At 44.1% G+C, this 22,883-nt stretch carries 28 protein-coding genes; 17 read left to right on the top strand and 11 right to left on the bottom strand.

Translation table 11 applies throughout. The features are described 5' to 3' along the window. Nucleotides 1-6 precede the first annotated feature (6 nt). A complete protein-coding gene (locus Q7U33_RS10165; RefSeq protein WP_304860466.1) occupies nt 7-276 on the top strand; it encodes a YkgJ family cysteine cluster protein in 270 nt (89 codons plus the stop codon). Here Q7U33_RS10165 and Q7U33_RS10160 read toward each other — a convergent pair. Then, the gene (locus Q7U33_RS10160) at nt 238-1,506 is read right to left on the bottom strand and encodes an MFS transporter (RefSeq protein ID WP_304860463.1); all 1,269 of its coding nucleotides are present in this window, start codon (nt 1,504-1,506) and stop codon (nt 238-240) included. The genes Q7U33_RS10165 and Q7U33_RS10160 overlap by 39 nt on opposite strands. Nucleotides 1,507-1,798: 292 nt before the next feature. Here Q7U33_RS10160 and dusB point away from each other — a divergent pair, with 292 nt between their 5' ends. The 8 genes from dusB (at nt 1,799) to Q7U33_RS10120 (ending at nt 11,291) form a co-directional block, all read left to right on the top strand. Continuing rightward, nucleotides 1,799-2,842 (top strand): tRNA dihydrouridine synthase DusB, encoded by a 1,044-nt coding sequence (gene dusB, locus Q7U33_RS10155; protein ID WP_304860461.1) that lies wholly within the window; start codon nt 1,799-1,801, stop codon nt 2,840-2,842. An 8-nt stretch (nt 2,843-2,850) separates the two neighbouring features. After that, the gene (locus Q7U33_RS10150; protein WP_019899687.1) at nt 2,851-3,087 is read left to right on the top strand and encodes a helix-turn-helix domain-containing protein; all 237 of its coding nucleotides are present in this window, start codon (nt 2,851-2,853) and stop codon (nt 3,085-3,087) included. 193 nt (nt 3,088-3,280) lie between these two features. Then, nucleotides 3,281-4,867, top strand: a complete 1,587-nt coding sequence (purH, locus tag Q7U33_RS10145) for a bifunctional phosphoribosylaminoimidazolecarboxamide formyltransferase/IMP cyclohydrolase (RefSeq protein WP_304860457.1) — start codon at nt 3,281-3,283, stop codon at nt 4,865-4,867. A gap of 89 nt (nt 4,868-4,956) precedes the next feature. After that, nucleotides 4,957-6,225 carry a phosphoribosylamine--glycine ligase gene (gene purD, locus Q7U33_RS10140; RefSeq protein ID WP_304860455.1) on the top strand — a complete coding sequence of 423 codons (1,269 nt, stop codon included), beginning with the start codon at nt 4,957-4,959 and terminating at the stop codon, nt 6,223-6,225. Nucleotides 6,226-6,242: 17 nt separating this feature from the next. Beyond that, the gene (gene hemF, locus Q7U33_RS10135) at nt 6,243-7,157 is read left to right on the top strand and encodes an oxygen-dependent coproporphyrinogen oxidase (protein ID WP_304860453.1); all 915 of its coding nucleotides are present in this window, start codon (nt 6,243-6,245) and stop codon (nt 7,155-7,157) included. A 5-nt stretch (nt 7,158-7,162) separates the two neighbouring features. Further along, nucleotides 7,163-8,467 (top strand): M18 family aminopeptidase, encoded by a 1,305-nt coding sequence (locus tag Q7U33_RS10130; RefSeq protein ID WP_304860451.1) that lies wholly within the window; start codon nt 7,163-7,165, stop codon nt 8,465-8,467. 86 nt (nt 8,468-8,553) lie between these two features. Then, nucleotides 8,554-9,897: a sodium:alanine symporter family protein gene (locus Q7U33_RS10125; RefSeq protein ID WP_304860448.1), complete on the top strand. Its 1,344-nt coding sequence runs from the start codon at nt 8,554-8,556 to the stop codon at nt 9,895-9,897. 41 nt (nt 9,898-9,938) lie between these two features. Next, nucleotides 9,939-11,291, top strand: a complete 1,353-nt coding sequence (locus Q7U33_RS10120; RefSeq protein ID WP_304860446.1) for a sodium-dependent transporter — start codon at nt 9,939-9,941, stop codon at nt 11,289-11,291. 118 nt (nt 11,292-11,409) lie between these two features. On the opposite strand, the gene Q7U33_RS10115 is transcribed toward Q7U33_RS10120, so the two are convergent. The 6 genes from Q7U33_RS10115 to Q7U33_RS10090 all read right to left on the bottom strand — a co-directional run bounded on the left by Q7U33_RS10115 (nt 11,410) and on the right by Q7U33_RS10090 (nt 16,706). Next, nucleotides 11,410-11,739, bottom strand: a complete 330-nt coding sequence (locus Q7U33_RS10115) for a c-type cytochrome (protein WP_304860444.1) — start codon at nt 11,737-11,739, stop codon at nt 11,410-11,412. A 226-nt stretch (nt 11,740-11,965) separates the two neighbouring features. Next, on the bottom strand, nt 11,966-12,904 hold the full coding sequence (locus Q7U33_RS10110; RefSeq protein ID WP_304860442.1) for a D-hexose-6-phosphate mutarotase: 939 nt from the start codon (nt 12,902-12,904) through the stop codon (nt 11,966-11,968). Nucleotides 12,905-13,011: 107 nt separating this feature from the next. Beyond that, complete coding sequence (ilvD, locus tag Q7U33_RS10105) at nt 13,012-14,862, bottom strand: dihydroxy-acid dehydratase (RefSeq protein ID WP_304860439.1); 1,851 nt, start codon at nt 14,860-14,862, stop codon at nt 13,012-13,014. A gap of 90 nt (nt 14,863-14,952) precedes the next feature. Next, nucleotides 14,953-15,339 (bottom strand): type II toxin-antitoxin system death-on-curing family toxin, encoded by a 387-nt coding sequence (locus tag Q7U33_RS10100; protein ID WP_304860437.1) that lies wholly within the window; start codon nt 15,337-15,339, stop codon nt 14,953-14,955. 2 nt (nt 15,340-15,341) lie between these two features. Continuing rightward, complete coding sequence (locus Q7U33_RS10095; RefSeq protein WP_304860434.1) at nt 15,342-15,566, bottom strand: AbrB/MazE/SpoVT family DNA-binding domain-containing protein; 225 nt, start codon at nt 15,564-15,566, stop codon at nt 15,342-15,344. A gap of 141 nt (nt 15,567-15,707) precedes the next feature. After that, complete coding sequence (locus Q7U33_RS10090) at nt 15,708-16,706, bottom strand: integron integrase (RefSeq protein ID WP_304860432.1); 999 nt, start codon at nt 16,704-16,706, stop codon at nt 15,708-15,710. A 154-nt stretch (nt 16,707-16,860) separates the two neighbouring features. Here Q7U33_RS10090 and Q7U33_RS10085 point away from each other — a divergent pair, with 154 nt between their 5' ends. Continuing rightward, complete coding sequence (locus Q7U33_RS10085; protein WP_304860430.1) at nt 16,861-17,094, top strand: hypothetical protein; 234 nt, start codon at nt 16,861-16,863, stop codon at nt 17,092-17,094. A 56-nt stretch (nt 17,095-17,150) separates the two neighbouring features. Continuing rightward, complete coding sequence (locus Q7U33_RS10080; RefSeq protein WP_304860428.1) at nt 17,151-17,429, top strand: hypothetical protein; 279 nt, start codon at nt 17,151-17,153, stop codon at nt 17,427-17,429. A 109-nt stretch (nt 17,430-17,538) separates the two neighbouring features. Here Q7U33_RS10080 and Q7U33_RS10075 read toward each other — a convergent pair whose 3' ends face one another. Then, a complete protein-coding gene (locus Q7U33_RS10075; protein ID WP_304860426.1) occupies nt 17,539-17,814 on the bottom strand; it encodes a hypothetical protein in 276 nt (91 codons plus the stop codon). Between the two features lie 69 nt (nt 17,815-17,883). Between Q7U33_RS10075 and Q7U33_RS10070 the strand changes: the two genes are divergently transcribed. The 6 genes from Q7U33_RS10070 (at nt 17,884) to Q7U33_RS10045 (ending at nt 21,107) form a co-directional block, all read left to right on the top strand. Next, on the top strand, nt 17,884-18,303 hold the full coding sequence (locus tag Q7U33_RS10070) for a hypothetical protein (RefSeq protein WP_304860424.1): 420 nt from the start codon (nt 17,884-17,886) through the stop codon (nt 18,301-18,303). 64 nt (nt 18,304-18,367) lie between these two features. Next, nucleotides 18,368-18,760, top strand: coding sequence for a hypothetical protein (locus tag Q7U33_RS10065; protein ID WP_304860422.1), 393 nt, complete (start codon nt 18,368-18,370; stop codon nt 18,758-18,760). A 60-nt stretch (nt 18,761-18,820) separates the two neighbouring features. Beyond that, complete coding sequence (locus Q7U33_RS10060; protein WP_304860420.1) at nt 18,821-19,267, top strand: SMI1/KNR4 family protein; 447 nt, start codon at nt 18,821-18,823, stop codon at nt 19,265-19,267. A 65-nt stretch (nt 19,268-19,332) separates the two neighbouring features. Continuing rightward, on the top strand, nt 19,333-19,815 hold the full coding sequence (locus Q7U33_RS10055; protein WP_304860417.1) for a hypothetical protein: 483 nt from the start codon (nt 19,333-19,335) through the stop codon (nt 19,813-19,815). A 78-nt stretch (nt 19,816-19,893) separates the two neighbouring features. Next, a complete protein-coding gene (locus tag Q7U33_RS10050) occupies nt 19,894-20,361 on the top strand; it encodes a hypothetical protein (protein ID WP_304860415.1) in 468 nt (155 codons plus the stop codon). A gap of 548 nt (nt 20,362-20,909) precedes the next feature. Beyond that, nucleotides 20,910-21,107, top strand: a complete 198-nt coding sequence (locus tag Q7U33_RS10045; protein ID WP_304860413.1) for a hypothetical protein — start codon at nt 20,910-20,912, stop codon at nt 21,105-21,107. Between the two features lie 63 nt (nt 21,108-21,170). Here the strand turns inward: Q7U33_RS10045 and Q7U33_RS10040 are convergent, their stop codons facing one another. The 3 genes from Q7U33_RS10040 to Q7U33_RS10030 all read right to left on the bottom strand — a co-directional run bounded on the left by Q7U33_RS10040 (nt 21,171) and on the right by Q7U33_RS10030 (nt 22,620). Then, nucleotides 21,171-21,959 (bottom strand): DNA adenine methylase, encoded by a 789-nt coding sequence (locus Q7U33_RS10040; protein WP_304860410.1) that lies wholly within the window; start codon nt 21,957-21,959, stop codon nt 21,171-21,173. A 234-nt stretch (nt 21,960-22,193) separates the two neighbouring features. After that, nucleotides 22,194-22,493 carry a Gp49 family protein gene (locus tag Q7U33_RS10035; RefSeq protein ID WP_304860408.1) on the bottom strand — a complete coding sequence of 100 codons (300 nt, stop codon included), beginning with the start codon at nt 22,491-22,493 and terminating at the stop codon, nt 22,194-22,196. A gap of 4 nt (nt 22,494-22,497) precedes the next feature. Next, nucleotides 22,498-22,620, bottom strand: a complete 123-nt coding sequence (locus tag Q7U33_RS10030) for a Com family DNA-binding transcriptional regulator (protein WP_304860406.1) — start codon at nt 22,618-22,620, stop codon at nt 22,498-22,500. Nucleotides 22,621-22,883: the final 263 nt, after the last annotated feature.

Here is a 22,883-nt window from a genome sequence, read left to right as displayed (position 1 = left end):
CCAACCATGAAATGCAGAGATCATTGCGGTGCATGTTGCATCGCGCCTTCTATTAACAGCCCGATCCCAGGCATGCCTAACGGCAAGCCCGCTGGTGAGCGCTGTGTTCAGCTAGATGAACAAAATATGTGCAAGATTTTTGGCAAGCCAGAACGTCCAGCTTTTTGCGGAGGCTTACAACCAAGCTTAGAAATGTGCGGCGAAACGCGTGAGCAAGCGATTAATTGGCTAACTAAACTAGAGCAACTCACGGCGCCAAGTCTCGCCCAACAATAACACCGCAATAAAACTCACCGCAGCGGCAATTGAAACATACGCCCCTACCCAACCTAAACCACCAGCCGACACTAACAACTGTGAAATATAAGGCGCCATTGATGCGCCTAAAATTCCACCTAGCTGATATGCCAAACCCGCGCCAGTATAACGCACAGCTACGGGAAACTGCTCTGGCAGATAAGCACCCATCGGTGCAAATGTGGCGCCCATTAAAAACAAGGCTAACGATAAAAACACTGTCACTTGCAACATAGCGCCACTTGCCAATAAAGGGCTAAGCGTAAATCCAGCAAGCACGGCGAGCGCACTACTGATTAACAATACTGGCCTGCGCCCCCAACAATCACTTAGCTTTGCTGAGAGTGGTGTGGCAACCGTCATGAATACAATCGCAATACAGAGCATGCCTAAAAAATCACTACGCGTAATGCCAAGATACGTAGTGCCATAACTTAAGCAAAATACGGTAGCGGTATAAAATAGGTTATAGCACACCACCATTGCCAAGGCGCCTAATAACACTGGGCGCATATGTGTTTTTAGCAAGGGCTTAATCGGCACTGCATGCGTTTTATTTTGTTCCAGTGCCGTGGTAAAAGCTGGCGTTTCTGTGAGCCTAAAGCGTACATACAAGCCCACAACCACCAACAAAGCACTCGCAATAAAAGGTAGGCGCCAGCCCCAAGCTTTAAACTGTGCATCACTTAGCCATACTGACAAAGCCAGATAACTCAATGTCGCCAGTAAAAAACCTACAGATGGGCCTAATTGAGGGAACATACCAAACCAAGCGCGTTTATCTTTTGGTGCATGCTCGGTTGCCAGCAAGGCAGCACCACCCCACTCACCACCTAAACCCAAACCCTGCCCAAAGCGCAATATGCACAATAAAATTGGCGCCCAGATTCCTAACACATCGTAACCTGGCAACAAACCAATCAGCAAGGTTGAAATCCCCATCAACAATAAAGAAGCCGCCAGCGTTGTTTTACGGCCTACTCTATCGCCAAAATGTCCAAACACAATTGCGCCAACAGGCCGCGCAATAAAAGCAATACCAAAGGTTAAAAACGCATTAAGTGATTGTGTGGCAGGATCACTGGCAGGAAAGAATACTTGACCAATCACCAAAGCGGCTGCCATGGCATAAATATAAAAATCGTAAAATTCAATCGCAGTGCCTATAAAGCTAGCAAAGGCGATGTGAGTGGTCGATGGTTTTTGCATAATCAAACTCAATAACAAACTATTCCCAATTGTATGCTGAAAATTGTTTTCTCAAACTAAGATTGCGTATAAAATAGGCAGCTTGCCTGCAAAGTTGTTTTGGACTTTCTTTTAGTTTTTTAATACATAAAGAAGGCGAAACGAAGGCTACGCTTAATGCATCACCTCAAAAGGTCGCACGTTAAGCACAGATTGATAGAGCTGGGCTAGAGATTAGTACAAATAATAAACAGTGCTGCGAGTTTGTCGGATTTGCAGTTAACAACCTTATCGTGAAGATTAAATAATCTAAATGCAAATTGGTAATCACATCTTAAAAAACAACCTAGTCGTTGCTCCCATGGCGGGCGTAACTGATAGGCCTTTCCGCCAGCTTTGTAAAAAGATGGGCGCGGGTCTGGCTGTATCTGAGATGGTCACCTCAAACTCATTACTATACGGTAGCGAAAAAACAAAACGTCGCGCCAATCACGAAGGCGAAGTTAACCCGATTTCAGTGCAAATTGCTGGCGCAGACCCAAAAATGATGGCTGAAGCAGCTAGGCATAATGTAGACAATGGCGCACAAATCATTGATATCAACATGGGTTGTCCGGCTAAAAAAATCTGTAACGTGATGGCAGGCTCTGCATTACTTAAAGATGAACCGCTTGTTGCACAAATTCTTAGAGCGGTCATCGCAGCGGTTGATGTGCCTGTCACATTAAAAATACGTACAGGTTGGGATAAACAAAACCGCAATGCGATTCAAATTGCAAGAATGGCGGAAGACCTAGGCGTTCAAGCGCTTGCAATGCATGGTCGCACCCGCGCATGTGCTTATATGGGCGATGCCGAGTACGATACGATTGCTGCCGTTAAACAAGTGATTAAGATTCCGCTCATTGCTAACGGTGACATCACCACGCCTGAAAAAGCAAAATTCGTATTAGATTACACTGGCGCTGATGCCGTAATGATTGGCCGTGCCGCACAAGGTCGCCCATGGATATTCCGCGAAATTAATCACTACCTCACTACCGGTACGCATTTGTTAGCACCAACCGTCGATGAAATCCACACTGTGATGTTAGAACATCTACATGATTTGTATGATTTTTATGGCGACTTGACTGGTATGCGTATGGCACGTAAGCATATCTCTTGGTACACCAAGGGCTTGGCTGGCTCTGCCCAATTCCGCCACAATATGAATACGTTGCAAACCATCGAGTTACAACTACAAGCAATTAACGACTTTTTTGTTGAACTAAAAACAAAAAATGAACGTTTAGTTTACATTGATCCTGACGCTGAAGACGCCAAGACCGATTCGTCAGAAGCATTAGCAGCCTAGGAACTACTATGTCAGAAAACTGTAAGCTCAGCCAAGCAGTCAAAGAATCTTTGGATGATTATTTCATTCACCTAGATGGTGAACCGCCTCATGCCGTTTATGACATGGTATTGGGTTGTGTAGAAAAACCTTTACTTACTTACATCATGCATAAAGTCGGTGGCAATCAAAGTAAAGCAGCTGAAATACTCAGCATCAATCGCAACACGTTGCGTAAAAAACTTCAGCAGTACAAGATTGAATAAAACAACCCATCAAAAGTGGGTCTCTTTATAAACTATTGCATTTTGCTTATTTAAACTTGCTTGCAACTGCAAAAGCCAAATTTAGCAAGCAAGAAATAACAGGCAGCAAAAATTGAATGTGTTTTAGCAACTTATCAGCTAGGCACTGTTTTTGAGCTAACACAGCTTATCATTTGTATTATGGAATAAATTTATGGCAACTATTAAACGTGCGCTTATTAGCGTTTCTGATAAAACTGGCATCATCGACTTTGCAAAAAACCTTCATGATTTAGGCATTGAAATTTTATCTACTGGCGGCACCGCTAAACTATTCCGTGACAATGACATCCCTGTCATTGAAGTAAGTGATTACACTGGCTTTCCTGAAATGTTGGATGGCCGCGTTAAAACATTGCACCCAAAAGTACATGGTGGCATTTTAGGTCGTCGTGATTTACCAGAGCATGTCTCTGCAATGCAATCACAAAACATTCCTAACATCGACATGGTGATCGTGAATTTATATCCATTTGAAGCAGCCGTCGCCAATCCAGATTGCAGCCTAGAAGATGCAATCGAAAATATCGATATCGGCGGCCCAGCCATGGTGCGCTCAGCAGCAAAAAACTGGAAAGACGTTGCAGTGATCACGGATGCTAACCAATATGCTGATGTACTGCGCGAACTAAAAAGCACAGGCGGTGCAACCAGCCAAGCCACAAACTTTGCCTTATCTGTCGCTGCATTCAACCGTATCAGCAATTACGATGGCGCAATCAGTGACTACCTATCAAGCTTTAATACCGATGGCACACGCAACCCTTACCCTGCGCAAGTGAATAGCCGTTTTGTAAAACTGCAAGACTTACGTTATGGCGAAAACCCACATCAAAGCGCTGCGTTCTACCGTGACATTAACCCAGCACCTGGCAGCTTAGTGACAGCTCAACAACTACAGGGCAAAGAGTTGAGCTATAACAATATTGCCGATGCTGATGCAGCATGGGAAGCCGTAAAAAGCTTTGATTCAACAGCATGCGTCATTGTTAAACACGCAAATCCATGTGGTGTTGCCCTAGGCAAAGACGCGCTTGAAGCTTACAGCAAAGCCTTCCAAACTGATCCAACTTCAGCGTTTGGCGGCATCATCGCATTCAATACCACTTTAGATAAAGCTGCCGCAGAAGCAGTTAGCAAACAATTTGTAGAAGTACTGATTGCCCCTGACTACACTGAAGACGCACTAGCGATATTTAGTGCCAAAGCCAATGTACGTGTACTTAAAATCGCTTTACCAGAAGGTGGCAATACAGCATGGGAACAAGGTCGCAACTCACACGACACCAAACGTATTGGTTCTGGCTTGCTGATTCAAACTGCAGATAACCACGAGATGAGCGTTGATGATTTAAAAATTGTCAGCAAAAAACAACCAACCCCAGAACAATTACAAGATATGTTATTTGCATGGCGTGTTGCAAAATACGTGAAATCAAACGCAATTGTATTCTGCGGCAACAGCATGACACTTGGTGTAGGCGCAGGGCAAATGAGCCGTGTTGACAGCACTAAGATTGCAGCGATTAAAGCGCAAAATGCTGGTTTAACTTTGAAAAACTCAGTGGTTGCATCTGATGCGTTCTTCCCGTTCCGCGATGGCATTGATGTACTAGCAGAAGCTGGTGCAGCATGCGTGATTCACCCAGGTGGCAGTATGCGCGATGAAGAAGTGATTGCAGCAGCTGACGAACATGGCTTGGTGATGGTGGTCACTGGGATTCGCCACTTTAGACACTAAATTATTTAAAGTAATACGTTTGTTTTCTTTTTGCCACAGCTAGTCTCACACCTAGTCTGTGGCGAAAGATTTTTAAGGGCTTCAAATACATGAAAATTTTAGTTATCGGTGGTGGCGGTCGTGAACATGCGCTCGCTTGGAAAGTAACGCACAACAAAGAAGTGAGCCGTGTATATGTAGCGCCAGGCAATGCAGGCACTGCACTAGACCCAGACATGGTAAATGTTCCTATTACTGCCGTAGATGATTTAGTTAAATTTGCACAAGATGAACAAATTTACCTTACGATTGTTGGCCCAGAGGCGCCATTATCTCAAGGGGTAGTCGATGCATTCCGCGCCGCTGGCTTAAAGATTTTTGGACCAACCAAAGCAGCGGCACAGCTAGAATCTTCTAAAGATTACGCTAAAGCATTTATGATGCGCCACAACATCCCGACCGCGGCTTACGGCACATTTACCGATGCTAAACTCGCGCATGATTACGTAAAACAACAAGGTGCGCCTATCGTTATTAAAGCGGATGGGTTAGCTGCGGGCAAAGGTGTTGTGGTTGCGATGAACGAAGATGAAGCACATGCTGCCATTGATGCCATGCTAGAAGACAATAAACTCGGCGCCGCTGGTGCACGCGTGGTGATTGAAGAATTTCTGCAAGGTGAAGAAGCCAGTTTTATGGTGATGGTGGATGGTAAAAATATTTTACCATTAGCCACCAGCCAAGATCACAAGCGCCTGCTTGATGCAGACTTAGGCCCTAACACAGGCGGCATGGGCGCCTACTCACCAGCACCAGTTGTGACACCTGCCATTCACGCTAAAGTCATGCGTGAGATTATTAAACCAACAGTTGAAGGCATGGCTAAAGATGGCATTCCTTACACTGGTTTTTTATACGCTGGCTTAATGATCAGCCCTAATGGCGATGTTAAAACGTTAGAGTTTAATTGCCGCATGGGTGACCCAGAAACGCAGCCGATTATGATGCGTTTGAAAAGTGATTTAGTTGGCCTGATGGAACATGCAGTTGATGGTACATTAGACCGTGCTGAAGCGGAGTGGGATAGACGCGTAGCTTTAGGCGTTGTCATGGCGTCAGCCAATTATCCAGAAACACCAAGACTTGGCGATGAAATTACCGGCCTGGAAAATCAATTAGCAGATACGCATATCTTCCATGCAGGTACTGTGCAAAAAGACGGCAAAGTGGTCACCAGCGGTGGTCGCGTACTTTGCGTGACGGCACTTGGTGAAACCGTAAAGTTTGCACAACAACAAGCGTACCAAGCTATGAAAGAAATTAAGTTTGATGGCGCACAATTCCGCACGGATATTGGTTACCGCGCCATTAAAGGCTAAGCCCTAAAGGTTATCTCATGAACACCCAAGACGTTTTTAACTACTTACAAAACCTGCAAGCCAAAATTGTAGAAGCCATTGAATTAGTCGATGGTAAGAATTTTCTGCAAGATAGCTGGCAACGTCCTGAAGGTGGTGGTGGCAATTCTTGCCTGCTAGAGGAAGGCAACGTATTTGAACGTGCTGGCGTGGGCTTCTCTCATGTCATCGGCACTAAGTTACCCCCTGCTGCTAGCGTTGCACATCCAGAAGCAGCAGGTCGCCCTTGGGAGGCGATGGGTGTATCTTTAGTATTTCACCCGCGCAACCCATATGTACCTACCGTACATATGAATGTACGCTTTTTTATCGCCAAAGCACAACATGCCACAGAACAAGATATCTGGTGGTTTGGCGGTGGTATGGATCTCACGCCTTATTATGGTTTTACTGAAGACTCAGAACACTTTCATCGCACCAACAAAACTGCATTAGATGCGTTTGATATCAGTTTCTACCCTAAATTCAAAAAAGAATGTGATGAATACTTTTATCTGAAACATCGCCAAGAGCCTCGTGGTATTGGCGGTATTTTTTATGATGACTTTAACGAATTAGGCTTTGAGCGTAGCTTTGATTTTCATCGCGCAGTGGGCGATGCGTTCTTACAAGCGTATTTGCCAATCGTGCAACGTCGTAAAGACACGCCCTATGGCGAGCGTGAGCGTGATTTCCAAGCCTACCGCCGTGGACGTTATGTTGAATTTAACTTAATTTACGATCGCGGCACTATTTTTGGATTGCAATCCAATGGCCGCACCGAATCCATCTTGCTTTCAATGCCACCTATTGTGAAATGGCGTTATGACTGGAAGCCAGAAACAGGTAGCCCAGAAGCTAAACTCTACACTGATTTTCTTATTGAGAAAGACTGGCTCTCTCTTAACCAGTAAACATCATGAATATTTCCACCCAAGCACATGCGCTAGCAAAAGACCTACTCAACTTTATTGATCTCAGCCCTAGTCCTTGGCATGCGGTTGATTATATTGAGCAGCAGTTATTAAATGCAGGTTTTGCCAAGTTAGATGAAACACAAGCTTGGCAGCTGAGCACTGGTCATCGCTATTTTGTGGTGCGCGGCGGTGCTTCTATTATTGCCTTCACGCTTGGCAACAAACCTATCACCAATACAGGCTTTCGTATGGTGGGCGCACATACAGACTCGCCTAGCCTAAGACTCAAACCTAAAGCCGCTTATGAAACTGACGGCCTACTGCGCATTGGCGTAGAAGTCTATGGCGGGCCAATTTTGGCAACATTTACAGACCGTGATTTAAGTATTGCAGGGCGTGTGACTGTACGCACCGAAACTGGCCATACCATCAAATTACTTAAATTTGATAACGCACTCATGCGCTTACCCAACTTAGCAATTCACATGAACCGCGAAGTGAATGAAAAAGGCCTTAAGCTCAACAAACAAACCGAACTACCATTATTATTTGGTGAAAGTGAAGCTGGCATAGAAGCAGACCAGCAATTTCTTGCCTATATCGCTGAAGCCCTCGACATTGCGCCACAAGATATTGTCACATTTGAATTTAATGTATTTGATACGCAAAAAGGTGCATTCTGGGGCGCCCAGCAAGAGTTCATCACCAACAGCCAACTGGATAATCTTGCATCGTGCCACGCTGCGATTACCGCGCTACTCAACTCCAGCAATCAAGAAACAAGCAACATCTGCGCATTATTTGACCACGAGGAAGTGGGTAGCGAGAGCGCGACAGGTGCAAGCGGTAGCTTTTTATCAGATGTGATTAACCGTATCACCGCAAACACAGGCATGAGTGAGGAAGATCGCCTACGTGCCCTAGCCCTAAGCTTTTTTGTGAGTGCAGACATGGCGCATGCTTATCACCCTAACCACTCTAGCGCCTACGAACCATGTCACCATGTGATGGTAAACCAAGGCCCTGTGATTAAAACCAATGCGAATCAACGCTACGCTAGCAATGCAGATACTGCCGCACGCTTTATATCCCTGTGTGAGCGTGCTAATGCACCATTTCAGCAATATGCGCATCGTACAGACTTAGGTTGCGGTAGCACAATTGGCCCGATTTTGGCCTCTGGTTTAGGTGTTGCAAGTGTCGATGTTGGCTCACCCATGTGGGCAATGCACAGTATTAGAGAAAGTGCAGGCGTACTTGATCACTATTACATGATAGAAACACTTAAGGTATTGTTTAATAGCTGATTTGGGTACTCCCTAACAAACACAGTGATGACTATAATCCTTAATCTATACATCAAAAAACAAAAATGAATAAGGATTAATCACCTATGCAAACGATTGAATCAGTGATTGCGACCCTCTCGAATTGGGTGTGGGGCCCGCCAATGTTGACCTTACTGCTAGGTACTGGCCTATACCTCACCATCTTACTCAAAGGCATGCAGTTCCGTGCATTGCCCTTAGCGCTCAAACTTATTTTTCATAAAGATCATCATCATGAGGGCGATATTAGCCACTTTGCCGCACTCATGACTGCACTTGCAGCCACCGTAGGTATCGGCAATATTGTAGGCGTGGCCACTGCCATTACATTAGGTGGGCCTGGTGCTGTATTTTGGATGTGGGTCACAGGCATGCTGGGCATGGCAACCAAATATGCAGAAGCAGTATTGGCCGTTAAATATCGTGAAAAAGGCCCTCATGGCATGCGCGGTGGCCCTATGTATTATTTAGCAAAGGGTGCAGGGTTGCCGTGGTTAGGCACGATGTTCGCTGTTTTCACTGCATTTGCCGCCTTTGGTATTGGCAATATGACTCAAGCCAATGCCACAGCCAAAATATTTGAATCCACGTTTAATATTGCACCACACATTACAGGCTGGGTGCTTATGATACTCACAGGCCTAGTGATTCTGGGCGGCATACGTGCCATTGGTAGATTTACCTCTTTTCTCGTACCTTTCATGATCATCGCGTACGTAGGAACCGCACTCTTGGTGCTGTTCATTAATATAGAAAAAATCCCGCACGCGTTTTCACTCATTTTTTATCATGCATTTAACCCGATTTCTGCCACAGGTGGATTTATCGGTGCCACCATTGCGGCGGCAATGCGCTACGGTATCGCACGTGGTGTTTTTTCTAATGAATCGGGCTTAGGTTCTGCGCCTATCGCCGCGGCAGCAGCACGTACTAATGACCCAGTAAAACAAGCACTAGTGAGCATGACTCAAACGTTTATTGATACGCTTGTCGTCTGCACGATGACAGCACTCGTCATCCTCACCGCCACATCCTGGACGCAAGGCATCAGCGCAGGCGAACTCACCAGCGCCAGCATGGCAGAAACATTAGGCGACACAGGCAAGATCATTGTTGCCATCACCACTGCACTATTTGCCTATTCCACTTTAATAGGATGGAACTATTATGGAGAAAAAGCGATTGAGTATTTATTTGGACCACGCGCCATTGCAACCTACCGCGTATTATTCACCGCCACAGTCATTATTGGTGCGACCACTAGTCTAGAGTTTGTATGGAACTTCTCCGACCTGATGAACGGCATGATGGCCATCCCCAATTTGATTGGCCTATTATTACTCGCTAAGATAGTAAAATCAGAAACTAACCGTTATTTCTCTGAGCTAAAAAATAACGATAATAATTAACAATCACTTAAACATCATCATTCGACTAGAGGCAACCACTCATGACTCACCATCGAAGTGCATGGCGCAACCGCTGGACTTTCATCCTAGCGACTGCTGGCTCTGCCATTGGCTTAGGCAACATCTGGAAACTACCCTACATGATAGGGGTTAACGGTGGCAGTGCTTTTGTCCTAGTGTTTATCGCCTGCATATTTTTTGTGGGCATCCCGCTGATGATGACTGAGATTTTGCTAGGGCGTCGAGCACAAAAAAACCCACTCAACGGTATAGAAACACTTGCGATTGAAGCTAACGCATCTCCCCATTGGAAGTATCTTGGCGGGATGGGAATGATAACGGGGCTTTTGATTTTGAGCTTTTATAGCGTCATCGGCGGATGGGTGCTTAGCTTTATTGGCACGGCAGCAAGTGGCGGCTTTACAGGCATGGATGGTGTCCAATCTACCGCGAACTTCAATCAACTACTCGCATCACCTCTCACCCTATTATTTTGGCATACCGTGTTTATGATCATGACCATGAGCGTTGTGGCGCGTGGCGTTAACTCAGGCCTTGAAAAAGCCAATAACATTTTGATTCCAGCACTCTTTGCTATTTTACTGATACTGTTAGGTTACAGCATGTCAGTAGGCGATATGAGTGCCTCTTTTCGCTTCATGTTCAGCCCTGATTTTTCTAAAATCACGCCAGTAACAGTGCTTTCTGCACTGGGTCACGCATTCTTCTCACTCAGCCTCGGCATGGGTTCGGTGATGGTATATGGCTCATATTTGCAACGTGATGTTTCAATTGCACGCGCCACTATTTATATCGCACTAGTGGATACGCTACTAGGTCTATTAATTGGCCTCGCGATTTATGCCTTAGTCTTCGCTAACCAGCTAGCACCCAATGCTGGGCCTGGCTTAATTTTTCAAACACTGCCAATTGCATTTGGCCAAATGCCTAGCGGCAGCTTGATCGCAACACTGTTCTTTATCCTTGTTGCTTTCGCGGCATGGACCTCCGCCATTTCTCTTGTTGAACCAACCATCGCTTGGGTAGTTGAAAACACACAAATTTCTCGCAAAATTGCCACAACAACATTAGGGCTGATTATCTGGCTAATTGGGATCAGCGTTGTACTATCTTTTAATAAATGGCAAAACGTTAACATCATATTCGGGCTCAATATCTTTGATACCCTCGACAAACTCACCTCCACTATCCTGCTACCCCTTGGAGGTCTACTGATTGCAATATTTGCGGGCTACTTTATGCAAAAAAACCATGTTCAAGAAGAACTCAATTTACATCAATGGTCTTTTAAAGCTTGGGTTTTCATGAATAACGTCATCGCACCTATAGGCATTATTGCGGTGTTTCTCTATCTTTTTAAGATTATTCAATAATCGTACTGTTTAACAGCTAACCCTCACTATTCAACTAATCATCAATGAATAGTCACTTAAAACAAAAGCGCCAGCTTTTTGAGCTGGCGCTTTTATTACGTACGAGGTTTGGACTGGATTACAGTGACAACACCCATTGAACAACTGTAGTGATGTCAGCATCTTTAACCTGGCCACCCATTGCTGGCATTGGCATAGGGCCCCAAACACCGCTACCACCTTTTTTAACTTTTTCAACTAGCTTTGCTTCCGCAGTTTTGTCGCCTTTGTATTTTGCCGCAACATCTTTATATGATGGGCCTAATACCTTTTTCTCTACTGTATGACATGCTAAACAGCCACTTTTTTGAGCTAAAGCTTCAGCAGCTTTGGCATCCACTGCAGCACCTGCTTGCGCAGTAAGCAACATAGAACCAGCAGTAGCGATTGTTAATAATAAAGCTTTCATGCTATCTCCTTGAATTAACGCTTAATAATAGTAGTTATAAATTTTACAACCCACCTATCATACTGATAATTTAGTTTATGACAAGTGTGTTAAATCAAATGAATCATTAATAAATTACAAATTATCTGACTCAACAATTTAAAATAAATTCGCTATATCTAGAATGAATTCAACGCTTTTAAGATGCACTACGTTGACACAACAAACAATAAAATTATTTAAAGAGTTAAAGTGCTTCTACACTGTACTCTACAGACATCGTATGCGTTCTATTCGGGCTAATTACCACAGAGTTTTCTAATGCATTTGCTGTTTCTACACACACGGTTTTACGCCATTCGTCTGCATAACCCATATCGCCCATTGCGTGGGCTTTTTCAGCTCCTGGTGTCCATACCACTGTAGTATCACTGCCCGATTTACCTACACGTACTACTCGGTTATAAACAGGGTCATGTATTAAACAATCAGAGTTATGATCTAAGTAAACACGGTCAAACTCACCATCAAACTTCAATACATTATGCTCAACATAACGTCTATATTGGCGTAACTTATCTGCATAAAGACAATCTTGCAGACCTGTCACGCGGATATTACCCACATCACTCACATTAAGATAAGTATGGAACGCCTCACCAATTAAAAATGGATGGTCTGACTTATTGGTTGTGGCTAAGTCGATTTTCAAACGTTTACCAATCGTCACCATCATGGTAAGTACGTATGAATATGAAAGCTGCCTTTTGGCCTCTGGTGTTTCTATCATTTGCAACACTATGCGCGTTGCACCTGTTTCAGTTGCATCAACATCCACCATTTGCCATGGAATCACCCTTGCAAAACCGTGCGGACACAATGTGCTATCCGTTGGATGTGCGCCAAACCAAGGCCAGCAAATTGGCACACCACCACGGATAGAGCGGCCTTTTACATATCTAGCATGGTCAGATAACCAAAGCACTGGATGTTTTTCTGCTTTTGGTTGCCATTGGATAACATGGCCGCCTTGCAAAGCAATTTTAGCGGTCGCTAACGGATTATCTATCTCTAAATATTGCAGACCAGCGTCATCTTCAGTCACGGTCACATGAGGATGCAGTGTTGAACGCCCTTGCCCGTCTTTCTTTCTAAATATATGGTCTTCTAGTGAATCTAATGTCATACATTACCTTGTCAGTTTGTCACTTTTTAGCGTTACTTTAAAGCGCCGACTTAAAGTCTTACTTAAACTTAAAGTTTTACTTAAAAAGTGAGGTTTTATCTTGTCAATTATTTCTCAATTTGAGAAACATCACGTACCGCGCCACGTGCAGCACTTGTGCTCATTGCGGCATATGCGCGCAATGCTGGTGAAACTGCTCTTTCACGGTTAACTGGCTTCCAAGCATCTTTGCCTTTGTCTTCCATTTTGGCACGACGGTGCGACATCTCCTCATCACTAATCGCTAAGTGAATGGTACGGTTTGGAATATCAATTTCAATCGTGTCATTCTCTTCTACCAAGCCAATCGCACCGCCTTCAGCTGCTTCTGGTGAAGCATGGCCGATACTCAAGCCAGAGGTACCGCCTGAAAAACGTCCGTCTGTGAGTAAAGCGCAGTCTTTACCAAGACCTTTAGATTTTAAGTATGAAGTTGGGTACAGCATTTCTTGCATACCAGGGCCACCGCGTGGACCTTCATAACGGATCACCACCACGTCACCTGCTACTATCTTATCGGCAAGAATCGCCTCCACTGAAGCGTCTTGGCTTTCAAAAATACGTGCACGGCCAGTAAACTTCAAAATACTGTCATCCACACCCGCAGTTTTTACAATACAGCCATCTAACGCGATGTTGCCGTAAAGCACTGCCAAACCACCGTCTTGCGAATAAGCATGCGCTTTATCACGAATACAGCCTTCGCTTCTGTCATCATCTAAGGTTGGGTAAAGCATGCTTTGAGAGAATGCGATGGTAGTTGAAATGCCACCAGGCGCTGCACGGAAAAATTTCTTCACATCTTCGTTTTGAGTGACTTTAATGTCCCACTCATTGAGTGCATCACCCAAGCTTGGGCTATGTACCATTGGTGTATCACGGTGAATCACACCAGCGCGATCAAGCTCGCCTAAAATACCCATCACACCACCCGCACGGTGCACGTCTTCCATATGGTACTTAGCCGTTGCTGGCGCCACTTTACTGACACATGGCACTTTACGTGAAATGCGGTCAATATCACTCATGGTAAAATCTAAACCAGCCTCATGTGCGGCAGCCAGCAAATGCAACACTGTATTAGTAGAGCCGCCCATTGCTACGTCTAGGCTCATTGCGTTTTCAAATGCTTTCATGTTGGCAATGCTACGCGGCAATACGGTGTAGTCATCTTGCTCGTAATGGCGTTTTGCAAGGTCAACAATCAAGCGCCCTGCTTTTAAGAACAATTCTTTACGTGCCGCATGTGTGGCTAAAGTTGAGCCGTTGCCTGGCAAGCTTAAGCCTAGCGCTTCAGTTAAACAGTTCATTGAGTTAGCAGTAAACATGCCAGAGCAAGAACCACAGGTAGGGCAAGCTGAACGCTCAATCGCGTCAGATTCTGCATCACTCACATTGCTATCTGCCGCGGCCACCATCGCATCTACTAAGTCTAGTTTATGTGTGTTACCGCCCCAGTTCACCTTACCAGCCTCCATTGGGCCGCCAGAAACAAACACGACTGGGATATTCAAACGTAATGCCGCCATCAACATACCTGGGGTGATTTTGTCGCAGTTTGAAATACAAACGAGCGCATCTGCACAGTGCGCATTGACCATATATTCAACGCTGTCTGCAATTAAATCACGGCTAGGCAAGCTATAAAGCATACCGCCATGGCCCATCGCAATCCCATCATCAACTGCAATGGTATTAAATTCTTTAGCTACGCCACCTGCTTTTTCAATTTCACGTGCCACTAACTGGCCCATATCTTTTAAATGCACGTGACCTGGCACAAACTGAGTAAAAGAGTTAGCAACCGCGATAATTGGTTTATCAAAATCGCCATCTTTCATGCCAGTTGCACGCCATAATGCGCGCGCACCCGCCATGTTGCGACCGTGAGTAGTGGTATGTGAACGATAAACTGGCATGATAAAAATCCGTAAAAGAGTGAATATTAATTAATAGTGTGATTTTAGACTAGCTAGCGCCAACTAGCCAAAGAAATGTGCATTTGAACGCTATCTTTGCATAGCGTTATTGCGTAACCATGTAGCAAAACTGGCTTCATCCATATCGCTCGAGGCAACGGCGAGCATGGTTAATGTTGCGTCAACTTGCGTGGGCTTTAGTTTATAACCATTCAACCCTAAAAACAAACCAACAGAAAGAAAAGCTGCTCTTTTGTTACCATCTATGAATGCACGATTTTTAGCTAGCCCAACACCGTAAGCCGCAGCTAACTCTGCAAAATCAGGATTACCATACATCGCTAAATTCACTGCACGATTTAAGGCAGAATCAAGCAAGCCCTCATCTCTTATACCAGATGCCCCGCCATGCATCGCCAAGCTTTCATCATGCAAAGTAATAAGCAAGCGCTTATTTATCCACCTGAATTGACTCATGGTTACTTTGCCAAGGCATTAAACGTGTCGCGATACTCACGCATAAACTCACGCCCAATATCAAGCTGCTCTTCAAAACTTGGGTCATGCGGCGTAATAGTCACAGCCCCTGGCGCATCAGTTAAAAATACCGTATCGCCCTTTTCAAGCTTTAAGCGTGCTAATACTTCTTTCGGCAAAATTAAGCCTACGGAGTTACCAATTTGAGTGAGTTTTAAAGTTTGCATATTGCACCTCCAAATTACCATGTTATAACAATTGTTATAATAATTCAGTTACTCTAGGAGCGCAATTAATTAACAGCACTTGCCAGTTCACTGGCTTAGTGTTGCTTATCAGTTTTCTCTGATTGCGTTCTTACCCTACCCCTACAGCACATCCAACGGACTACCCACCCCACGCCCACCTTTATTCAACACATGCGTGTAAATCATAGTAGTCGCCACATCAGAATGCCCCAGCAACTCTTGCACCGTGCGAATATCATAACCGCCCTCAAGCAAGTGTGTAGCAAAGCTGTGACGAAACGTATGCGGTGTTGCTGGTTTGGTAATTTCTGCATCGACCACCGCTTGACGCATCGCACGTTGCACAGACTGATCTTGCAAATGATGGCGACGGATCACAGGCTCATCACCATCTTTAGTACGCGGGTCCTGCGACAACTTACCACTTGGAAAAACATATTGCCAAACCCAATCCCGACCAGCATAAGGAAACTTTAAACCCAAAGCCTGCGGCATATACACCGAACCAAAGCCATCATTCAAATCATTTTGATGCAACTGCTTCACGCGATTCAAATGTGTTTTAAGTGGCTCAACTAAGGTAAGCGGTAACATGGTCACGCGATCTTTAAAGCCCTTACCATCGCGAATTAAAATCTCTTTGCGTTCAAAATCAATATCTTTCACCCGCAAACGCAATGCTTCTAAAATACGCATCCCCGTACCATAGAGCAAACTCGCCACTAACCAGTGCGTACCAGTTAAACGTCCCAGCACCGCCTGCACCTCAGTTTTTGTAAGTACCACAGGTAAGCGCTTAGGCGCTTTTGCCTGTTCAACATTATCCAACCAAGGCAACGCAACACCCAATACCTCTTTATACAAAAACAACAACGCACTTTTCGCCTGATTTTGCGTGCTAGCCGAAACATGTCGCTCAACCGCCAAATGTGTTAAAAACACCTCCACCTCTACTGAGCCCATTTCACTTGGATGACGCTTGTCAAAATGTAAAATAAAGCGTTTAATCCATTCTAAATAAGCTTGCTCAGTACGAATACTATAATGCTTAAGGCGAATCTTGCCGCGCACCTGTTCTAAAAGCTTGGGCGACTCCACGTTTTGTACAGAGTTCTGCATATTCTTACGCCGTATCTAAATAAAATTTTAGGCAATACTAAAAAAAGTTAACACCATGATTTTATTATACACTTTATTAATAAAAATTAATTGGCATTCACTTATGACGTATTTAAAACCGTAAAATAGGATGCCTATTTTACGTTAGGCGTTTATGTTTAAATATCAGGACGGTTCGGATATTTTGATTGGCGATTCTGTGCTTTTTGAGAACGGAAAAACTAATGGTATCGTTGAGTTGGTAGTGGTTTCTGAACAGGAAATGAAAAACATTAATGTTAGTGAGGCTGGCATTATGGTGAAATCTCAACCTTTTGGCTTAGTCTATTTAAGTGAGTATTGGTTAAAAAATGACCCTTTATTATTCGTATCACATGCACCAGCCTAACCCATCATTCAAGCGGGACGCCTAACGGCGCCCCTTAATTCAAACGTTAGCCATATATGAATTTAAGCATCATTGAAAATGAGATATTGGATTTGCTTCTTGATGACTATGAAGCGCCAGAAACTATCGCTCAAAACATCTCAATCAAAATCACCAAAAAAGAAATTCTTAGTGTACTTGACTCATTAACTACGTCAGGACTGGTTCAACCATTCATTTACGATACTGCATCCCAGCAATACAAGAAAATTGAGCCTGCTTCTACTAATCCAAACCAAGAAGTATGGTTCCTTGCAACGTCTGTTGGTCGTAATTGGGCAGCTAATAATGGCTAACCCATCAGTCAAGCGGGACTGGCGAAAGCGCGCTTTGAATAGACAATTATTAATAACGAGGGTTGAGCCACCATTGTCGCCAGCCCCTTACTTCAAACGTTAGGAAAACTCAATTATGGCTAACTTTCTCGATAGTGCTGAAATCGAAATCCCTTGCGAAAATTGCTCCCGCAAAACTAAGAAAAGCATCGGATGGGTAAAGTCGCACAAAGACTTTACCTGTGGTTGCGGTACTAAAATCACAATCGACGCGAGCCAGTTCAAATCCGAAATCGCTAAAGTCGAAAAGTCTTTCGCTGCGTTGCAAAAAACTTTGAAAAATTTCGGTAAATAAAAACAGTGGCTGTGCATCACATTCTATTTTTAATGTTACTTGGTTACTCATTTGTAGTTCTCCATAGTTTTGGGTTTCCTAACCCATCCATTAAGTGGGACTTGCTAAAGCAAGCCCCTTATGTCAAACGTTAGCCAATCAAATATGAATCTAGACCGAACTGAATGCTCAGAATGTGGGGTTGAAATTGACACAAGCAAAGACACTGAAACTTCCCGCACATTATGCCCAGCTTGCGGCAGCGAGAAACGTACTATGCATTGTTCAGTTTCAGAAACATTGATTGCAAGAGATGGTATTGGCGTTAAGGCTAAAAGACCGAACGAAAAACGCCCTTACATTGAAGACCGCTCGATGCCTAGCTATTCTTATAGCAGAGAAAAGTTAGTGCACCGAGAAATGGTTATAGACAGAGACAATGACAAATACTACGAAAAAGTAACTGATTATGAAACTGGTGAAATAATTCACGAGAACCAAGAGTCTCTATCTGCACATCAGAATCATGGCTCTGCAAAAATCAAAAAGGTTTCTAAGTAATGGCTAACCCATCATTCAAGCGGGACGCCTAACGGCGCCCCTTAATTCAAACGTTAGCCCTCAAATGAATGAAGCTATAGAATTTCACGATTCAGAAGTACAGCTAGCCGAAGGTGCTATCGACGTATTCCGTATTGTTTTTTCTTCTGCTTATGTTCATCGCTCAGCTGGTCTTCCTGGCGTTGATGCAGGGGCGGGCTACACTCAGCAAGCCGAACTTATATTCACTTCAGCTACATGGTCAAAATCTTTACTTCCCATTGTTGGTAAGTTGTCTGATGGTTTTCTTATGCTACGAGGCAAAAAACATTCTCTTATTTCCATGCCTTTGTCTGTTTCTGGCAAAATTGAGGCTGAGTTGGTTTTTGTTTCGGGTGCGGTGCTATCTATTTCAGCATCGTCAGTGTCTTGTAAATTTACCAGTGAGGCTCACTTCGTAGAAAATTATGCGGGCTAACCCATCATTCAAGCGGGACGCCTAACGGCGCCCCTTAATTCAAACGTTAGGGCGCATTTCTTGAGCGACGCTTTTTCTACCGACAAGTTGGAGCCGACAGGCGACCAGTTTCACTGCGCCGGCGCGGAAGACATTGCGCGGATCGAGGCTGCAGTAGGTAGCAAACTACCCGCCGCCTATGTTCGATTTTTGGAGAACTATGGGGCATCCATGATTGGAGGTGGCGCGGGCGTGGTATTAGATACGGGCGAAGAACTTGACCTTTTCACGTTTTTTGCCGCGTCCGGCGAGCAGGGAGTTTTTGCTGACTTACTTGCGCACGATGAATATGCGCCTCAAGGCTTAGTCCCGATTGCAGACGATATCTTTAACAACCGGTACTTACTTCATGCTCCAAGTGGGAAAATCTTTTTCGTCCAGTATGCTCGCGGTGAAGTGCGGTTCATGGAGGTCGCGTCGTCTTTCGAGGCATTTATCAATTCGGTCAAGTTGGACGCCGATGAGTAGCGCCCTAACTTGTCATTCAAGCGGGACGCCTAACGGCGCCCCTTAATTTAAACGTTAGAAGGCCTATGATTAGCAGCGCAGTTTCCAAGCTCACGGTCGACCCTAATTTAGCTATTGAATTCTTGGCTATGTTTTCGCGGTTTGAGTACGCGCTGAAAGTCACAAAATTTCGCATGTCTGGAAATGGAGAAGCAAAAGCGAACTGGGAGACATTCGTATCTGAAGTTGAGCCATTGTTTGATCATAAAACTGATAGTTCATTGTCAGAGGCTTTCAATTATCTGACAGATCAACCACTCAGATTTCTTGGGATCCATGGTGGAGTTTTAGATTGGTATGAGTTCAATTTACCTGCAAATAGCACTGATGCAGATAAAGTCATTCGCATTATTAAGCAAGTCCGCCACAATCTCTTCCATGGCGGCAAATTTGCGCATGATTCGCATGCCTCTAAAGACCGTGACACCAAACTCCTTAAATATGGGTTAACAGTCCTTGAGAATATGATTCAGTTAATTGAAGAGGTGAAGTCTGCATATGAACATTAAAGACCTTCTAACCCATCATTCAAGCGGGACACGCTAAAGCGTGCCCCTTAATTCAAACGTTAGCCCTATACAATAATTATGAATAAATTTCTCAAAATTCTCGGTGGTATTTTTCTATTTTTGCTCGTGGGCGGTGGAATTGCCATCGCTGTGCTTTATTTCAAATCATTACCCTTAGAAAAAAATGCAACATCTTATTTTAACGAAAATATTCCACTAATAGTCGAGTCATGGGACTCAGAAGCTCTCATTAAAAGAGCTACACCAGAACTCCTGCAACAGGCATCCAAGAAGCAAATGCAAGAGATGTTTACTTGGCTTTCTAAATTAGGAAAAATTAAAAAAGTTGAAGTCCCCTCGGTAGTAATTACTACTGGGACTTATCCAAACACTCCGTACAACGGGACATGGGCAACCTGCGACGCAGATGCTCAGTTTGAAGCTGGGGCTGCCAAAATTAGAATGGTATTAAAACGCAATGGTGATAGTTGGCTTATTATGGGTTTTCATGTTAACTCACCAGCTTTAATGGCAACTAATGGCTAACCCATCATTCAAGCGGGACGCCTAACGGCGCCCCTTAATTCAAACGTTAGCTATTTATGAAACTGTCAATTTACACAAAGTATTGGTATTTATTATGCTTGTATCTTTTGGTAGGTTTTATCCTTTGTATTTATGTAGTTGAGTCACAATCAATGTTGGCTGTTGGTCTCTTTTTTATGTGGTTTGTTATTTGTAGTTTTCAGCTACATCGCATGAGATGCCCAGATTGTGGGGTTCATGTAACATATCAAGGCCAAATGTCTGGTTTTTCAATTTCGTCTAGTTTTATTGGTCGTAAGTGTAAAAATTGTGGGGCTGACTTTTGTTCAAATTAGCCATTTTATTAAACTTGGTCAGCTTTAAAGCTAACCCATCATTCAAGCGGGACGCCTAACAGTACAGCGCGTTTGATTTCTGGACAGTTTGCGCTTGAATTCTGGATGCGAATAAAACCATAAAATACCATGAATTCAGGATACGAATAAACTTGCTTTTTAACGCACACAGAGCGGCAATGGTGTCATCAATTTTAATTAAAGGATGACACCATGAATATCAGCAACCATGAACAGAACGCTTTGGAGTATTTACAAATCATGCCGTCAGAAATATTAAGTCAGTTTATTAAAGGTGAGGTCGATTTAAACAAACTGGCTAAAGTTGAGTTGAGCAACAGAGGTCAAGATACTAATGGTCGGTGGGTAGGTTTCAAAGAGGCCACAAAGATTCATCAAGTGACCGTTTAAACGCCATTCAAACGCCATGTAAACCCACTTTAACGTGGGTTTTATTTTGTCCTGGCTAATCATCTAATTTAGTTTGTAATTTGCAATCAATAGCTCGGTGATCGGCTTGCTGGCCGTCTTTGAATTATTAATGCTGTAGCTTGTTTGTACTTCTTTGAATTCAAAACCCTCAAACAGAGTGCGTATCTGAGGCACGTTATTGATGCTGACCAACCATTTACCTTTGGCGCTTTTTAAAACGTCTCTCAGGCGCTCAAAATCGGTCTTGTCAAACAAGCCTTTGCCATAATCGTTCTCACAATTCCAATACGGTGGGTCGATGTAAAAGAATACGTCTTTGCCGTCGTAGCGCCTGATTAGCTCGTGGTAGGGTAGATTTTCAATACTTACGCGGCTTAACCTCATGTGCGCTTCAGATAAATCCTCTTCTAGCCTAAGCAGGTTTAAACGTGGTTTTGAGCTATTGGCCACACCGAAGGATTGTCCAACTATCTTTGCACCGAATGCATTTTTAACTAAATAATAAAAGCGCGCTGCGCGTTGAATATCTGTAAGGGTTGTTTCATCTACACGTTGCAGGCGTTGGAACTCTTCACGGCTGACGAGTGACCATTTGTAGTAACGCACGAACTCTTCAAGATGGTTTTGTATGACTCTGTAAAGGGTGATTAAGTCACCGTTGATGTCGTTAATCACTTCGACCTTGCTTTGCTCTTTTCGAAAGAGCACCCACGCAGCACCTGCAAACACCTCAACGTAACATGTATGTTTGGGTATTAGAGGGATGATGGTGCTGGTGAGTTTGGATTTACCACCGACCCATGCCAGTGGTGATTTGCGTTGTGTTGCCATGAGTACTCCTATATATAGTATAGGCGCTCATGGCGCTCTGAATAATCAGCAGGTTACTCTCATCCTGCTAGTCGCGCATCAACCCTGCGGCGGGTATATATTCGACAGGTGCCAGTGATAGTCTAATTACACTGGTTTTAATTTTGGCTACTACTTCACCACATTAGACCGCAGCTGGTAGATTAGGCGATACAGCATGCCCACGCCCTTCTCGGGGTGCATACTTAAAAAATACTAAGCTGTAGCCAATCTTTCGCGCAACAAATAGCCTTCTAGCGCCCAGATTTTCTCGCGGGCATTTTGCTTGGCAATTTTCTGACCAAGCTCTGCATTAAAGTTTTCAGGGCTGGCGCATGCGCTTTCACCTGTTACTGTGTAGCCATTGTTAAGTGTTAAACAGCACACAGTTAAGCACGTGCCTTCAAACACATGAAACTGCTCTAATTTGATGGTTGCGTCAATTAGCTCAGGCGTAAGGCGAGGTGCATTAAGACCTTTGTCTTGAATCTCTTGCTCAATTTGTTTTTCGTTCATTGCTTTAATCCTTATATTGGTTTATTTGGCCACAACGTGGACACTTGATACTTAATTGAATGGCCAAGCCCTCAGCCAGTTTTTTATTGCACTTGCTACAACGTAAATCTTTAATAGTGTATTTCATACGGGTCACCTATAATTTCCCTGCCGCTAGTGGCGCAGGGTCTTTGGTTGATCCGTACCTTGGTTACGGTGAGACGGGTGGTTAAAGTACTCGTAATACTTGAATCACTCGCCCTGTCTTTCGCGTGTGAATAATGTGCTTTAGCACATATATTCCACGGCGAAGCCCTTTACGGGCTTAATACTTTCTCAAACCAACAATCCGATTTGCATATAGTTTTCTCGGCAACGGTGCGCTGCGGTGAGCTTTCCAGCCAATATTGG

This window comes from Methylotenera sp. (assembly GCF_030653755.1).
In the GTDB taxonomy this organism is placed as follows: domain Bacteria; phylum Pseudomonadota; class Gammaproteobacteria; order Burkholderiales; family Methylophilaceae; genus Methylotenera.
Note: the sequence above shows the minus strand (reverse complement) of the source record. Positions and strands in the feature narration are given on the sequence as shown.